This is a genomic window from Nonomuraea bangladeshensis (genome assembly GCF_039529455.1).
GTDB lineage: Bacteria > Actinomycetota > Actinomycetes > Streptosporangiales > Streptosporangiaceae > Nonomuraea > Nonomuraea bangladeshensis.
Window position 1 is genome coordinate 157,744 of sequence record NZ_BAAAMV010000003.1, and the last position, 15,837, is coordinate 173,580.

General features: G+C 73.1%; 11 protein-coding genes. 2 read left to right on the forward strand and 9 right to left on the reverse strand.

Annotated elements, in window-relative coordinates; translation table 11 throughout:
* Positions 1-86 precede the first annotated feature (86 nt).
* A complete protein-coding gene (locus tag ABD292_RS08935) occupies positions 87-347 on the forward strand; it encodes a hypothetical protein (protein WP_344206588.1) in 261 nt (86 codons plus the stop codon).
* A 174-nt stretch (positions 348-521) separates the two neighbouring features.
* On the opposite strand, the gene ABD292_RS08940 is transcribed toward ABD292_RS08935, so the two are convergent.
* Positions 522-971, reverse strand: a complete 450-nt coding sequence (locus tag ABD292_RS08940; protein ID WP_344206589.1) for a cupin domain-containing protein — start codon at positions 969-971, stop codon at positions 522-524.
* Complete coding sequence (locus ABD292_RS08945) at positions 968-1,360, reverse strand: VOC family protein (RefSeq protein WP_344206590.1); 393 nt, start codon at positions 1,358-1,360, stop codon at positions 968-970. Before ABD292_RS08945 ends, ABD292_RS08940 begins: the two co-directional genes overlap by 4 nt.
* A gap of 111 nt (positions 1,361-1,471) precedes the next feature.
* On the opposite strand from ABD292_RS08945, the gene ABD292_RS08950 reads away from it, so the two are divergent.
* The gene (locus tag ABD292_RS08950; RefSeq protein WP_344206591.1) at positions 1,472-2,041 is read left to right on the forward strand and encodes a TetR/AcrR family transcriptional regulator; all 570 of its coding nucleotides are present in this window, start codon (positions 1,472-1,474) and stop codon (positions 2,039-2,041) included.
* Here ABD292_RS08950 and ABD292_RS08955 read toward each other — a convergent pair whose 3' ends face one another.
* The 7 genes from ABD292_RS08955 to ABD292_RS08985 all read right to left on the reverse strand — a co-directional run bounded on the left by ABD292_RS08955 (position 2,042) and on the right by ABD292_RS08985 (position 15,831).
* On the reverse strand, positions 2,042-2,581 hold the full coding sequence (locus tag ABD292_RS08955) for a hypothetical protein (RefSeq protein ID WP_344206592.1): 540 nt from the start codon (positions 2,579-2,581) through the stop codon (positions 2,042-2,044).
* Complete coding sequence (locus tag ABD292_RS08960; RefSeq protein ID WP_344206593.1) at positions 2,574-3,098, reverse strand: hypothetical protein; 525 nt, start codon at positions 3,096-3,098, stop codon at positions 2,574-2,576. Before ABD292_RS08960 ends, ABD292_RS08955 begins: the two co-directional genes overlap by 8 nt.
* A 52-nt stretch (positions 3,099-3,150) precedes the next feature.
* Positions 3,151-13,686, reverse strand: coding sequence for a WXG100-like domain-containing protein (locus tag ABD292_RS08965; protein ID WP_344206594.1), 10,536 nt, complete (start codon positions 13,684-13,686; stop codon positions 3,151-3,153).
* Positions 13,687-13,696: 10 nt separating this feature from the next.
* Complete coding sequence (locus tag ABD292_RS08970; RefSeq protein ID WP_344206595.1) at positions 13,697-14,041, reverse strand: hypothetical protein; 345 nt, start codon at positions 14,039-14,041, stop codon at positions 13,697-13,699.
* Positions 14,038-14,442, reverse strand: coding sequence for a YbaB/EbfC family nucleoid-associated protein (locus ABD292_RS08975; RefSeq protein WP_344206596.1), 405 nt, complete (start codon positions 14,440-14,442; stop codon positions 14,038-14,040). Before ABD292_RS08975 ends, ABD292_RS08970 begins: the two co-directional genes overlap by 4 nt.
* A gap of 97 nt (positions 14,443-14,539) precedes the next feature.
* Positions 14,540-14,944 carry a hypothetical protein gene (locus ABD292_RS08980; RefSeq protein ID WP_344206597.1) on the reverse strand — a complete coding sequence of 135 codons (405 nt, stop codon included), beginning with the start codon at positions 14,942-14,944 and terminating at the stop codon, positions 14,540-14,542.
* Complete coding sequence (locus ABD292_RS08985) at positions 14,941-15,831, reverse strand: SseB family protein (RefSeq protein WP_344206598.1); 891 nt, start codon at positions 15,829-15,831, stop codon at positions 14,941-14,943. Before ABD292_RS08985 ends, ABD292_RS08980 begins: the two co-directional genes overlap by 4 nt.
* Positions 15,832-15,837: the final 6 nt, after the last annotated feature.

The window sequence follows — 15,837 nt, forward strand, 5'->3', positions numbered from 1 at the left end:
AAAGCAGAGCACGTATATCGACTAGCTCTGTGAAAGTTCCGCCTGGATTGGTACTCTCCGACAATCGGACCGCGGAGGTTGAGAGCATGGCGCATTGCAACGGTTGCGGCAAAGAGGTGTCGGAGGGAAGCCTCTGCGCATTGTGCGCCGCGAAGATGGTCGCCTACCACGACGGGGATTACGACGACGAAAACGATCCCGCCGTGAAGCTCTACCACCAGACCGCTGCCAAAATGAACTCGAATTCATCCTCGTCGAGCGGATGCGCTCTCGTCGTGCTCGCCCTCACGTCTGTCTCCGCCGCCCTTGCGGCCACGGGGATCGGCATAGAACACCTCATCGGTTGATCGAGAAGAGGCAGGGTTCCCTCGACCGGGTGCTGGTCGCTCAGCACAATGTGTTTTCGCGCGAGATCGTGCCGGTAGGCATTCTTGAGAGCGCCGCCGACAATTTAGTCTTGCGCTGTTTTCGGCGGGCGGCGAGCTGAACAACATGCCGCCAGAGGAAACTCTGCGGAAGCTTCACGTGATGGCGTCCGGTGGTGGGCCGAGGATCTGGTAGCCGTGGCGGGCGGCCACCTCGGCCAGCAGGGCGGGGTCGGGGCCACCGTCGGCGATGTCGGCCGCGAAGTGTTCGAAGCCGGCCGGCCAGGTCAGTTGCAGCAGGCGGAGCGGGGAGTCCTGGCGGTTGGCGAAGGCGTGGGGCAGGTGGCGGGGGAGCAGGACGAAGTCGCCGGGTCCGGCCTGCCAGGTCCGGTCGCCGCAGTACAGCTGGACGGTCCCCGACAGCACGTAGAACGCCTCGTCGTCGTTCTGGTGCACGTGCCAGGGGGTGGCGAAGTCCGGCGGGCATTCCTGTTCGATGAGGGTCAGGGCGCCGGCGGTCTCCGACGTTCCCGCTTTCACGGTCATCGTGGTGCCGAGGAAGTGATGGGTGGCGCCGGTGCCGGCGGGGAGGTGGAGTGCGCTCATGGTCGCCTCTGCTGGGTGTAGAGCCGGATCTCGATGCCGTCGGGGTCGGTGATGCCGCTGATCAGCCATCCCGCGCTGCCTTCGGCGATGCCGGAGTGGCTGATCTCGAGTGCGTCCAGGTGGTCGGACCAGGTGTTGAGGGCTTGCAGGGTTGGCACGGCCAGTGCGATCGGGTCGAACCCGTACCAGCCGGCGGTCCGATCGGGCTCCTCGCGCAGCGCGAGCATGAGTGTCCGGCCCGGGTCGGTCAGCGCGACGCCGCGCAGCACGCCGTCCTCGACGAACTCGATCTCCACCTTGAGGCCGAGCGTGCGGCGGTACCACTCCAGGCTCTTGTGCACGTCGGAGACCGGCAGCTTGACGTGGTGGAACCCAGCTAAGAGCGCCATGATTCACCTCTTGTAGTGAGACTCTAAGGCCACACTTTAAGGTGCTACTCTAAACAAATGGAAGAGGCCAGGAGTCCGAAACGCCGTTCGGCGGAGACCAGAAACCGCATCGTGAGCGCCGCCCACGAGCTGTTCGTCGTGCGCGGCTACGCCGGGACGACGTTCCAGCTGGTCGCCGACGCGGCCGAGGTCTCGGTGCAGACGGTCTACTTCCATTACGGAACCAAGAGCGAGTTGCTCAAGCACGTGGTCGACGTCGCCTCCGCCGGGGACGACGAGCCCGTCCCGCTCCTGGAACGGCCCTGGTTCGCGGCCTTGCAGGCGACGGAGGAACCGGCGAAGGTCGTAGCGGGATGGGTTCACGCGAGCGGGGTCATCCTCGACCGGGTGGCCCCCGTCCTGGCGGTGGTGCGGGACGCGGCGGCCGGTGACGCCGGCATGGCCGCCCAATGGGCCGCCAACAGCCGGGAGCGGCACACCGCCCACGGCACGGTCGTCGCCATGCTGGCCCGCCTGGGGGCCCTGCGGCCCGGCCTGACCGAACGCCGGGCCACCGACATCACCGTCGGGATCCTGTCGCCGGACCTGTTTCTGGTGATGCGGCGCGAATGCGGCTGGACGACGCCGCAGTGGGAGGACTGGGCCGCCGACCAGCTCTCCCACGGCCTGTTGACGCGCTGATCAGCGGGTGCGCAGGTGCTGGAAGTCGGCCAGGCTGCGGCGGTAGAAGGTGAGGTCGCGTTCCAGCTTCTCGCGGGTGAGACGGGCGGGGTCCGAGGCCCGCAGGGTCTGGCCCTCCTCGGTCCAGAACGCCTCCGGGGGCAGCTCGGCGGCGCCCTCGGGGAAGAATTTCAGGGCCTCGGCCAGGGCGTCGGCGGCGAAGCGCCAGTTGGTGGTCACCTTCGTGTAGGCGTCCTCGCCGGCCGCCACGCTGGCGGCGTACATCAGCCCGCCCTCCAGCGCGCGGTCGGCGTAGGTGGCCGCGACCAGCGTCCACTGGCCGGGGTCCACGAGCTCCGACAGGCCCGCGCCGAAGGTCAGCCCCTCCGCGCGGGCCGCCTCCTCCGCCTCGTACGGCACCAGCACCTCGGCGGCGCCCAGCCGCAGCATCAGCCCGTCCGGCTCGTGCGTGACCTCGGCCGCCGCCGAGCCCTGCGGCTGGAGCAGGTCGAAGTGCACGTACGCCTCCACCAGCGAACGCGCCAGCCCGCGCTCAGGCATAACGGCCCGCCAGTTCCTGGTAGGTGTCGCGGACGATCAGTAGCCGGTCGAGCGCGAACCTGCCCGGCTCGGCCGCCCGCACCAGCAGCCCGCGCTCGGACCAGAACCCGTCGTCCGGCACCGCGTCCGCGCCCGGCGGCACGAACTTGACGGCCTCCTCGACGGCCGCCGCCGCGACGCGCAGCGAGCGCAGCGCCTCGTCCCGGTCGTCGACGGGGACGTTGCCGGCCGTGAGGTCGGCGACCCACAGCCATTCGCCCGCGTCCAGCAGCTCCGACGGCTCGGGACCGCCGAACGTCGGGTAGCCGGACGGCATCACCGGCTGTTCCGGCAGCCCGAACACGTACTCGCGGGCCGCCCCGCACACCTCGCACACCCCCGTGTAGCGGTTGGCCAGGGTCCCCTCGACATTCACCAGGCCGCTGCGCCAGGTGGTGTCGACCGACCCGCAGGCGCATGGGTGCAGGTCGAAGTAGAGATGGGCCTCGTCCCTCGTCCGGGCCACCGCGAATGCCATACCCGTCCTTTCTTCGGCGGAATTTCCATGATGCCCGACCCCGTGGGGGCGCTCATGCTCCTAGTCGCTGCTGCTCGTCGGGACGCTGCCAGAGGTTCGGGCGCAGGCCGCAGCGGCACGGCTCGTTGTCGGGGCAGATGCACTCCGGCGGCGGGTTCCAGCCGGTCGTGTCCGCCAGCCTGCGGGCCCGTGCGTAGCGGGCGGGGCGGTCCACCGGACGGGGGCCCGCCGCCAAGGTGCCCAGCTCGGCCGCGACGGGTTCGGCGATCAGCCGCCACACGCCGGGGCCCGAGGCGGCGAGCAGATCGTGCAGCACCCCCAGCCGGGCGGGGCGCTGTGCGGCGGTGGCGGAGCGCACCTGGCGGACGGCCTCGTGCACCTCGGCCAGCGCGGCGAGGTCGACTTCCGGCCGGCCCTGGGCGCGGGCGACCGCGGCGGCGGCGGCCGCGGCGGCGGCGCGCTCGTTCGCGCCGATCGTGCGGGTGGCGTCGGTCCGTACGGTGAGTACGCCCGGATCGGGGGTGCCTGCGTTGTCCGGGCGGATCTCGACGGGGATCGGCGGGCGGCCGGGCAGCACGAGGTCGGCCAGGTCCGGGCCGTACAGGTGGACGCGGGCGCCCATCAGCGCGGCGCCGCGTACGAAAGCCTGGGCGGCGGCGGCCTCCGGCAGCGCCGGGCGGTTCCTGATCGCCGCGACGTGGGCGGAGGTGAGCTCGCCGGTCCGCGCCAGCGCGAGCAGCGCGGCCGCCGCGCCGGGCTGCCCCGGCGCGAGTCCCGCCCGCTCCGCCTCGGCCCGCAACGCCGCTTGCGCGTCGCGGTTCCCTCCCTGGTTCACCGCGACCGCGAGGCCCCGGATGCGCGCCAGCGTCGCTGCCCCGGCCGGGCCCTCCATCGTCGTGGCCGCCGTCCCGCTCGTGGCGGCGGGCTGGGGAGCGGCGGGCTGGGTGGTGGTGGTGTGGGTGGCCAGGTGTTCGGCCACGGACATGGTGGTCCTGTGGTCGGGGTTCGCCGGGACGCGGAGGGTCAGGCGGCCCGGCGTGGCCTCGGTGGCACGCACGTCCGTCGTTCCCGAGGGTGCCGGTTCCAGGGTCAGGGTGAAGGCGCCGCCTCGGGTGGTGACGGTGAACTCGCCGGGGCGGCCCGGCACCGGGGACAGGGCGGCGACGCCGGCGATCTCGGCCAGCCGGGACAGCCCGGCCGCCGAGGTGTCGAGGCCCGCCGTGATCTCGGCGTTGAGCAGTCGCGCGATCCGCCCCTGCGACCGGTCGGCCACGGGCACGCGCGGCCCCGTGCCCCAGGGCGGCGGTGGCGGGGTGTGGCCGCGGCGTTCGAGGTCGGTGGCGACGGCGTCGATCGCGTCGGCCAGCAGCGCCCGCCGGGCCGGGTCGGTGGCCGCCCGCCACTTGTTCGACAGGTGGGCGTGCTCGTCCAGCCGGGGGATCACGCAGAGGTCCGTGCCCTCCGCCTGGCCGGGCGACAGCGACGGCCTGACCACGCCCTGCGGGGCGCCCGCCGTGATCGCCGCGACCTCCTGGGCGATGTGCGACAAGTCGTGCACCAGGACCGACGACACGACGTCCGGGTGGACGCGCGGCCAGACGCGGAGCACGTGCGGATCGTCCGGCGTGCCCGCGTGCAGCTCGGTGGAGGCGTTCAGCCCCGCGCCGGGCTCGCCCACCACCACGTGGACGTGCTGGTCGGGCGCGGCGGCGAAGCGCATGGTGACCGTCTCGTCCCCGCTCCAGGTCACGCGGGAGACGGCGCCGCCGAGGTCGGCCGCGGTGACGTTCTGCGCGCGCAGCTCGTCCAGGGTCAGGTCGGGGTCCCCGTCGGGGCGTCCCGACCTGGCCAGCGGCGTGTTCTCGATGGCGGGCGAGGACACGCCGGCCGAGATGCCCTGGCCGACGCTGCCGCCGACCGCCGCCTGCCCGCTGACGTGCTGGACGGGCCACGCCGCCCTGCCGTCGACGACGAAGGTGCCGCGCGCCGTCAACTCGGCCACGACCTGCTGGGTGAACGTGCCGGGCACGCCGGAGGTCATGAAGACCTCGCGCAGGTTCAGGCCGATCCGGTCGGCTGCGGTCAGCACCGGGGGCGGGACGGTGGCGAGCGCCTGCGCGAACCCGCCGTCCGGGGTCTGGCTGAGCAGGGAACCGTCGGGGAAGGCCAGGTAGCGGTGGACGCCGTCCGTCTCGCGGACCGCCACGCGGACCGCCTCGCCGCGCTCGCGGGCGGCCAGCCGGGCGGCCTCCACGATCTGGACGAGCCCGTGCACGTTCCGGGTGGACACGAAGACGGCCGTCCGGTCGGGGGCGACGGGCGCCGGGGTGAGCCGCACGCCGTTCTCCATCCGGGACCGCAGGTCCGCCAGCTCGTTCTCCGTCAGCGTCACCTCGACCTCGCCGCTCGTGGCGCCCGGCAGGTGGATGGGGTCGCCGACGACCCGCTCGTCCTGGCCGCGCAGCCGGGCGACGTACTCGAAGGTGAGGTCGTAGTCCACCCGGAGCCGCACGTTGTAGAGGCGGCCGCTCTCGAACTTGCTGCGCTCGCGGCGGGCCCCGTGGTGGTCGGACACGCTCTCGGACGTCTGCTCGCCCGTCCGCACGCCGCCGTTCAGGCCGGTGTCGGCGTGGTCGGCGTTGCCCGCCACGCCGACGGGCAGCACGCGGCCCCGCGAGACGGTGGTGTTGGTGGCGTCGGCCGCGCGGTCCACCTCGCCCTTCTCCCCCTCGTACGGGCCGGCGACGACAGTGAGGTCCGACAGGCGGGCCTGGATCCGCACCTGGGCGCCCTGGTCCTTGAACTTCAGCCGCGAGATCCGTTCGATGTGCCCTTCAGGCCCGGCCATGCGCTCGAACGCGGTCACCAGTCCCGACGGTGACAGCCGCCTGACCAGCTCGTTCCTGCGCTCGGCGACGGCGGCGCGGCCCAGCATCTTCGTGAACTGCGCGGTGACGACCTCCAGGAGAGTGGGCCTGCCGGGGTCGTCCCAGAGTCCCTGCGGGAAGTGCCCGGGGTGCAGCTCGACCCGGCGCGGGTCGATCGTGAGGGCGACCGGGCCCGGGTCCCGGGCCGCGTTGACGACGAAGCCGGTCGGGATGCGCCGGACGAGGCGGGCGTGGTAGGTGGCCTTGGCGTAGCGGACCCTGCGGGTGAGCTTGGCCGCGGTCTCGGACACCCTGCCCTTGCGCACCTGCCGCCGCTCGACCTCGATGACCAGCCTCGGCGTCTGCTCCACCCGGTAGTGCCCGGCGAACTGGCTCATCCGCTGGAGCCGTACGTCCTGCTGGTTCACCGCGACCGAGTACGAACGGTTGCGGTCCGTCGACAGGCCGACGCCCTGCCCCTCGCCGTTGTCCGTCGCGCTGACGTCCACGCCCGCCGAGTAGGAGCCGTTGTAGGACGCGGACCTCGTCCGGTCGAAGTAGCGGTAGTGCTGGACGATGGTGCCGGCCTGGGAGGTGTGCGTGAGCATCCTGCCCTGGCGGGAGTCGCCCTCGTCGTCGTACATCAGCCGCGCCCGGACCGTCACCTCCTCGGCCCGGGAGTCCTGCGCCCCGGCCTGTACGTGGTAGGTCCGCTCGTAGCCCGTCCGCGACCACATGTCGGGAACCTGGATGAGCAGCGCGTCCCGAGAGAAGTCGACGTTGATCTCCTCGCGCAGCGTCGGGCTGGTGTCCGTCATGCCGGGATAGGCGGCGTCCACCGTGCCGAGCACCGCGTCCAGCGGGTCGACCGGATCGCCCTGCTCATCCGTCAGTTCCAGTGACTCGGTGGTGCCGATGCCCGTCGCCCGGTCGTACGACGAGGCGATCACGACGTCCCTGGAGCTCTCGATCTGGGCTGCGGCATCCCGCAGTGCCTCGTCGAGCTGCTGGTCCACGCCGCCCTGCTGGGCCGTGGTCGCCGCCGGCCCGAGCCCCGTCACCTCCCTGATCTTGGCGAGCAGGGCCTCCGGGGTGTGCCGGGCGGCGTACTGGACGTCCTCGCCCGCCGCCCGCGCCGCGGTGAGGTCCTGGAGGTAGCGCTGCACCAGGGGCACGGCGAGGGTCGGGTCGAGGGTGAGGCTGCCGTTGAGGAACCGCTCGACCGCGTCGCCCACCAGGCGGCCGGACAGTGCGAGGTCGTGCTCGGCGTACATGAGCAGAGCGTCGTACTCGGGGAGCGAGAACAATCCGTTGCCCCGCGCCTTGGCCGTGCGGATCTCGCCCAGCGGGATCCGGCTGTCCGTGGGCACCGCGTTCATCCTGCTCTCCGCCCCGGTCAGCGTGAGGTCCACGGGGGCGCGAATGATGTACTGGCGGCCGTGCTCGATCGTCAGCTCCTCGGTGCCCCAGATGTCGAGGAGCGAGGTGGACTCGGAGGTGCCGCCCGAGCGGGAGGGCAGCGTGAGCCCGCCGCCGTCCCGCGAGGCCCCGCTGTCGTCGAAGTCGGACCCGCTGACGGAGGCGCCGACGTTCACGCCGGAGGAGCCGCCCCAGGAGACGCCCGCGCTGTTCAGCCCGAACAGGATGTTGCCGTTCACCTGGTCGACGACGGCCAGCACCTCCGCCTCGCCGGTCTCGGCGGACACCGACAGGGCCGACCGGGTCGGCACCCCCTGAGGGCGGACCGCGACATCGGTGGTGAGCGGCTGGTTCAGCAGCTTGGGATGGGCGACGAGGTTGCGCCCGCTCAGGAATGCCGCGAAGTGCTGGTAGGCCGCCGAGTCCCCGCGCATCGCCTCCGGGACCACCTGCCGCGCGGCGGGGATCAGCCCCCGCACGTCCATGTAGAGCAGCCGGGCCCGCGAGAGCAGCCTGCCCCGCATCGGGCCGAGCGGGACCGACACGGGCGCGGGCGCGCCGGCGCTGGTGTCCGGCGGGAGCATGTCCGCGGCGAACAGGAGCTTCGCCCGTCCCCGGCCCGTGGCCAGCGTCTCGGCCTTGCCTCTGTGCACCAGCCTGTACTTCGAGTCGTGCGCCACCGAGACGGCCGCCAACGGACCGGTGGTCTCCTGGAGCGTCACCACGTTGGTGGTGCCGCCGGCGCTGGAGCCCACCGTACGGGTGACGTTGCCGCCGCCGTTGACGCCGATCTCGTGCGCCAGTCCGTCATGGCCCTGCTCCGGTCCGTCTCCCACGGAGACGGAGCCGCCGCCCGCGTACGTGCGCGACCTGCTGAACCCGCGTGCCGAGGTGTCGGAGCCGATGCCGAGGCCGGCCCTCGTCTCGTGGACGGTGTAGCCGAGGTAGCGCACGTCATTGAAGTCCTGCCGCAGCGACATCTCCAGCGTGTAGTGCTCCGGGGCGCTGTTGCGGCTCTGCATCACCAGGTCGACGACCAGGCCGCCGCTGCCGTCCGGCTCGGCCTGGGCCAGCGTGTCGTACGCCGACCTGATCCGGTGCGCGGACAGCTGCTCCAGGACCTCCTGCTGGTTGAGTATCTGGCTGGCCCGTTCGAGGGGATCGGAGGAGTACTGCGGCACGCCGTTCACGATCTTCGGGATGAGGCCGCGCTCGGCCAGTCCCTTCATGACCTGCTTACGGTCCTCGTCCAGCCCTTCGATGTCCTGGACGAGGGCGGTGCCGGCGCCACGCAGCTGCTCGGGGCCGTCACCGAGCCAGTACGGCGCCGCCGCCAGGCGGCCGGGCGGCGCTTCGGGCAGCAGATCGCCCTCCAGCACCTGGCGGCCGTCCCTTCCGACGAGCGGCTTGCCGTCCCGGTGCACCAGCGCCTCCCGGGACACGGGCAGGCCATAGCGGTAGGCGGCCGACTCCCGCATGCTGACCACGACCTTGCTGTGCACCGGCGGCAGCTCGACCGGCCGCCGGCCGATCCGCTCCACGGTGAACGTCGTCCGCGTCTCCAGGCGAAAGGCCTGCTTCGGGCTGGTCTTGCGGTGCACGCCCACATCGAGACCCTGCTTGTTCGCGGTCGCCGAGTACGAAGATCCCGCCGACCTGGAACCCCGCGCTCTCGGGCCGATGTTCGGCGAGTAGTCGCCAGGGCCGTTGACCCCCTGGAGACCGGCGAGGTTGAGCCCGGCCGAAGCGTTGAACTCCAGCGACCTGCCGGCTGAGGTGCCACCGGGCGTCGCGACGAAGTCGACGAGCACCTCCTCCTCCCACTCCTCGGAGGTGCGCCCGCCCACCGGCTCGGCGGTCACCAGGATGACCTCCGTCTTCGCGGTCACCCGGAGATCGGGCTCGCCGGTGACGCCGAAGACCCGCTCCAGCCCCTCCGGCGTGGCCGCGGTGCGCAGCCGGTGGGACAGCTCGGTCATGAACGTACGCAGCTCGCCGTGGGCCCTGCTGCCCACCTGGGCGTACTCGCCGCCGGCCGCCTTCATGACGTCGGTGAGCGCGTCGTCCATGCCGGTCATGGCGCTGACCAGGACGTGGTTCGGCATCCTCGGGTCCCGCTGGTCGTCCGGGATCCAGATCAGGTCGCTCGGGGCCGCGTCGGTGTAGGAGTGGGAGACCCACAGCCGCTGCGCGGAGGCGTCGCCCGGCGCGCCCGAGTCGACCACCGTCGTCCCCTGGTAGCCGCCGCTCTCGCTGGTCTGGATGTCCACGGTCCAGCGCGCGGCGGCGTCGAACAGCAGCGACTCGCTCCGGTTGTCGGCGACCGAGCCGCCCTGCGCGAACACGCCGGCGCCGCCCGTCGTCGACGCGTTGCGTCCGCTCCCCATGCCGAGGCTCACGCCCAGCAGCTCCATCAAGTGCCGCGGCACTTCGCCCTCCGGCAGGAGCTGCGCCAGGACCGCCGTGTTGAAGCCGCGTGAGAACCCGAAGCTGCCCGCCTCCGTGGCCGACACGATGTGGGAGGCCTGGAAGAACAGGCCGACCATCATCTCCGACGCCTTGACGCCCGGGTCCAGCACCTCGACCAGGTCGCTGAGGGTGAGCCGGACCCGCACCTCCACCGCCTTGGCGCCCTGGCCGACGCGCAGCACGACGCCGTCGCGGGAGGCGGTCTGGTGGAAGTCGGCGCGCAGCGCGCGCTCCAGCCCGTCCGGCGTGAAGCGGTGGGCCGACCCGTGGCGCGCCAGCAGGTCGTTCACCGTGGAGGTCAGGGCCGACAGGTGGGCGAGCCGTCCCGTGGGCATCGCGCCGGGCAGGGTGTCCGGGTCCGGCAGGGCGGCGGCCATCGCGTCCAGATACTGCTGGTGCAGGCCGAGGGCCTTGGCGGTCACCCACTGGGCGACCGTGGCGACGGGGACGTCGCCGGGCGGCGTCGGGCGGCCCTTGGCGGCGTACGTCATCGCCTGCAGCGCCTGCTCGTACGCCTGCCGCGTCTCCTTCGCCTGCTCCAGGGCGGCGCTGTACGCCTCGGCGATCCTCGTGTGCCGGGCCTGCGTGGCCTGGTGCACCAGGACCTCCTGCAGGGCCTTGCGCGCCCGCTCGAAGCGGGCCTCGTCGTGCTGTTCGAGCGCCTTCTTGGCCTCCTCGGACTTCTGGCGGGCCTGCTCGCCGGCCTCCTCGGCGCTCTGCTCCTTCGCGGCGATCTGGAGCTGGAGGTGCTGCTCGGCCTGGGCGAGCGTCTGCAGGATGTCGCGTACCTGCTGGATGGTCGGGTTCTTGCCCGGTAACGGCGGCGTGTGTTGCGCCCGGGTGGCCTGGGTGGGGGCCCAGGGCGGGGGCGGCAGGGTCTGCCCGCGCAGGGCGAGCTGGCGGGACAGGCCGTCGATGTCCACGGCGAGCAGGCGCTTTTCCTGGACCGTCGGCGCCTGGTGCCACTTCTCGGACAGGAAGGCCAGCTCGTTGAGCTGGGCCGGAACGCACAGGTCCTCGGTGACCTCGGCCTTGCGGCGGCGACGCCGGCGGCCCTGTTCCGCCTGCGTCGCCTGGAGGGTGTCGGTGATCTCGTGCAGCCAGACCCGGGAAAGCTGGTCGTTCGCGACCCTCGGGTTGAAGTGGACCACGTGCGGGGCGTTCTGGTCGGTGCCCTGGGCGACGTTCTCGCCCTGGGCCAGGTCGGTCTGGCCCATCAGGTCGGGCGACAGGCCGCCCACGACCGGGCGGAAGTGGTGGGTGCCGTGCTCGCGGGTCTCGACCACCAGCGTGCTGCCGTCCTGCGACCAGGTCAGGCTGAGCACCCCCTGGGTCAGGAAGTGGCGGGCCATGAGCTCGGCGACCGCGGTCTTCACCTCGTCGAGGGTCAGGTCGGGGCCCTGGCGGCCTTCGGTGACGTAGCGGGTGCCGGGGGTCGGGCGGGAGGTGACCGTGCCCGGTTTGCTGGTGGCGGGGGCCGGTGTGGGGCCGGGGTCCGGTGCGGGGGCCGTTTCCTGGTCTGCCGCGGCTTGGGAGATCAGGAGCAGGGCGGACGCCTCGGCCTGCAGGTCCGCGAGGCTGTCCACCTGGGTGGCGCGGGTGTTCAGCGCGGTCCTGATGCGGTTCATGGTGGCGACCGGGATCGTCCGTACGCCGTCGGCCGTGGGGACGAGCAGGTCGCCGGTCGGGCCGAGCACCGCGCCGGGGAAGTCGGCGGTGAGCGCGCCGATCAGCGCCGTACGGGCCCGCGCGGCCGGCGTCACGGAGGCGACGGGGGCGTCGGCGGGGCCGACTCCATCGGTCAGCCGCGTGGTCGCCCCGGCCGCCGCCGGCTGGACGGCGGCGGCGTTGTCCGGCTGCGGCGCGGCAGCGGTGTTCGGTTGCGGTGTGGTGCCGGCCTCTGGCTGGACGGCGCCCTCCGGTTGCGGCGCGGAGGTGGCGTCCGGCTGCGGCGCGGCCTCCGGCTGCGGCGCTGTGGCCTCCGGCTGGGCGGGGGTGGCGTCAGGCCGGGCAGGGGGCGCGTCCGGCTGGGCGGGGGTGGCGTCCGGCTGGGAGGCGGCGGTCGCGTCGGGTTGCGGCGCGGAGGTGGCGTCCGGCTGGGAGGCGGTGGCCGCGTCCGGTTGGGAGGCGGCCGTCGCGTCCGGCTGTGGCGCGGTGGCGGAGTCCGGCTGCGACGCTGTGGCTTCCGGCTGGGCGGGGGTGGCGTCAGGCCGGGCAGGGGGCGCGTCCGGCTGGGCGGGGGTGGCGTCCGGCTGGGCGTCGGGGGCCGGTTGCGAGGCAGAGGTGTGGTCGGCCTGCCTCGCCGGCTGGCCCTGCTGCCCGGTGCGCCGGGGTTCGGAGCCGTCCGCGTCCGGGGCGGAGGGCGCCTGGGGCTGCTGGTCGGGGTTCGCGGGCTGGGAGGCGTTCCTGGCGGGGCGGCGGTGGCTGGACGCGTCGGCGTCCGGAGCGCCGGTGGCCGTACGCCGGGCGCCGTCGTCCCCCGTGAGGTCGTTCGTGGCGACGGGGTTCGCCGGGGCGCGGCCGGGCGTGGAGACGGTGCTGCGGACCTGCGCCGGATCCGCGCCCCCAGGGCGGCCGACGGCGGCGGCGGCCGGGTCGCCGCCGCTCGGCCCGCTGCCGTTGGGCCCGCCGTTGACCGGGCTCCCGGCGGCCGGGTCACCGGGCGGGGCGCCACCGGCACGGGCGGCGTCGGTGCGGGCGGCGGCGTCGTACGCGGAGGCGAGCGAGGTGATCGGATGCGCGAGCGCCGTGTACACGTCCGGGTTGAACGGGCTGATCGTGCCGGTGCGCCCGGCACCGCCGAAGAAGCCCCCCAGCAGCGCGTCCGGCGTGAACGGGTTCCCCCACTGGTCGTACACGAGCCCGTTGGCGATGAAGCTGCCGGCGGGCGAGGCGATGGTGTTGGTGAGGCCGGTGGTGAGCGCCCGCCCGGCGAACCCCGGCACCCGGCTGGTGACGCGGGACATCGGCCCGGCCACCCGGGTGCCGATGATCGCGCCACCGCCCGCTCCGATGATCGCGGCCTGGGACTTCTTCCAGTCCCACTCCTGCCGCGTCCCCATCTTCATCTGCTGGTACTGGGCGGCCGCGTCGATGAAGAACTCCTCGCCGATCTCCTCGATCAGCTCGCGGCCGATCGAGGAGGCGAGCAGCCGGGTGATGAGGCCGCGTCCGGTGGCGCCGTTGAGCACGGTCACCCGGGCGAGCTGCCGGGCGGCGAGCGGCCTGCCGCCCGCCATGGCGAGCCGGACGAGGATCCGGCTGATGGCGGCGCGGGCCGCCGCCGCGTACGGGCCGATGAGCGCGGTGCTGGACCCGGCGGTGAAGAAGGCGGCGTACAGGGCGATGGCGATGGCGACGACGGTCACCCAGAAGGCGACGTTGACGGAGAGCTTGGAGTATTGGGTCTCGACGGCGAAGTCGCTCGCCTGCTGCGTGTACGCCCGCGCGTTCTGCGACACGCCGGTCAGGCCGCCCTCGTGGCCGTACAGGAACTGCGCCCTGGAGACGAAGTCGGCGGTGGCGGGCGCGGCCCAGCCGGACGCGACCACGCGCACGGCGGCTCCGGCCTCCGGCGCGGAGGAGACGGCTCCCGAGCCGAGCGCCTGGTACGCCTGGGCCAGCTTCGACAGCCCGCTCTCGCTGGCCTCCGGCCACTTCTGCCCGGCCGACAGCATGGGGATGAGCCAGGTGACCACCCACTCGGGCAGCGCCTCGGTCTCCCAGGCCGGTCCGACGTCCCGGTCGATGCGGACGGCGGCGACCGCGCTCGGCAGTCCGCCGCCGTTCTGGCTGCCGGGGTTGGTGAGGCCGCCGGCGTTGTTGGTCGCCACGTCGCCGGGGTCAGACCTGCATCGTCAGGTTGGCCTGCAGGTCGTTCTTGATGTCGGCGTCGGTGAGCAGGGTGTTGTCGACGTTCGCGCGCACTCTGGTGCCGGCGTCGACGATGGCCTCGGCGAGGTCCTCGTACTGGGTGAGCATCCGGTTCGGGCCGTCGCCCTGGAAGTGGGCGGCGTAGAAGGACCGGCCCTCGGCGCCCGCGCCCCACGGCTCGGCCGCGAGCGCGGCCTTGACCTGGGCGATCAGGCGGGCGGCCTCCCCGCTCAGCTCGTCGGCCATCGTCGTCCACTGCGTGATGCCGCGGTAGACGACGGGCTTCGCGATCTGCGTGCCGTCCCAGAGCCTCACCTTTTGCCCTCCATCCGTTCGGCGAAGCGGGCCATGGCGGTGTCGAGGTCGCCGTCGAGGTGGGCGAGGAGCTCGTCGCGTGGGACGACCGGCTCCAAAATCTCCACGACGCGCTCGCGCGCCTGGTCCGTGGCCCGCTGTACGGTGTCGAGGATCGTGCCGGCCAGGCGGCGCGCGTCAGGGTGGCGGTAGATGCGCGGATCGAGGTCGAGCCCGACGAGCTCGCCGCGGGCGCCGACGGTCACCGTCACCAGGCCGTCGCGCGACTTCGCGGTGGTCCGCAGGGTTCTGGCCTTCTCGTGCAGCTCCTGGCCGGCGTCGGAGATCTGCCGGAACATCTCGCGCAGTTCGTCGGCGTAGGCGCGCATCGCGGCGGCGTCCGGCCGTTCCGACGACTCCACGCGACAAACCCCCGTTGCCAAGCTCACACGTCCCCGACGTCACTCACGTGTTACCGATCAGTTTCCGTCACATGAACAACAGAAGGCAAGAGATCTATCAAAAGTGTTGAATCCCGACATCTAGCGGCATGGCGTGCTCGCGCAGATCCGACACCTCCTCCCGGGGAACCCATCGCCGGTAGACCCCGCGCTCGATCCGCTCCAGCCCGAGCCCGCGTGCCGTCAGCACGGAACCGCCGAGGTACTCCAGGCACAGCTGCCCGTCCCGCTCCTCCCGTACGAGGAACGACTCCTGCCGCCAGCGGCAGACGGTCCGCACCAGGTGCAGCGCCTCGCACTCCGGCGCGGGCACCGTACGCACGTGGCAACCGGGCTCGACCTCCTCGAACCCGTCCAGCGGCTCGGGGCTCCGCAGCCGGATCCACAGCTCCATGGCGTGCGGCTCCGGGCTGGCCGGGTAGTCGGCGCCCTGCCAGCGGGCCAGGTAGAAGCTCCCGCTCATGCCGCCCGCGTCCCGATGAGCAGCCATCGCCGCAGGTCGCCGTGGTACATCGCGCGCCGGTGCTCGGCGCCCTCGGCGGTCAGCTCCCAGATCTCCGCGCCGTGGGGGAGCGGCACGTCGTACACCTTGTACTCGCGGATGACGTGGTCGACGCTCGGCACCAGGCCCATCCCGACGAACGGCGGCTCCTCGACCACCCAGCCGGCGACCGCCGCGCGGCTCTCCTCGTCGGTCCCGCCGTAGGGCGTGAGGTAGAGCTCCAGGCCGGCGGGCCGCCAGCGCAGCACGTTCAGCGAGCCGTCGTCCGTCAGCATGCCGGGCTGCCCGAGCGCCGCGGCGAGCACGTCCGGCGTGGCGATGTGCGAGACGTCGAGCGCGTGGTGGCAGTAGCCGGAGATCCGCGGCTCGCCGCCGGTCAGCAGGTCGTGGATGTCGGCGGGCGCGAGCAGCTTCTGCACCGCCGGCACCCCCGAGTCAGGGGCGAGCCGCAGGTCCTGGATCAGCGTGGGGACCGCCAGCCTGGCGACCGTCCCCGGCTCCAGCAGGAAGGCGGCGGACAGCCCGGGATTGACCGCCAGCCCCCACCAGGGGTCCGGCCAGCCCGCCGCCAGCTCGGGCAGCGCGGCGATCCGGCCGTGCTGAGCCGCCCCGCCGGTGGCCAGCCGCATGCCCTCCACCGACGTGTACGCCACCACCCACGTACGCGGACCGTCCGCGACCGTCGCCCACGCGGGCGGCTCGTCCCCGGCCGCCGCGGCCGCGGTGATCGGCAGCGCCAGCTCCGTGTCCCGCAGCAGGGCGAGGCACAACGCGGTCTGGCCGTCCTGGTGGGCCGCCCACAGCCGCTCCTCGAACGGGCTGACCGGTCGATGATCGGTTGATGTCATCCGTCC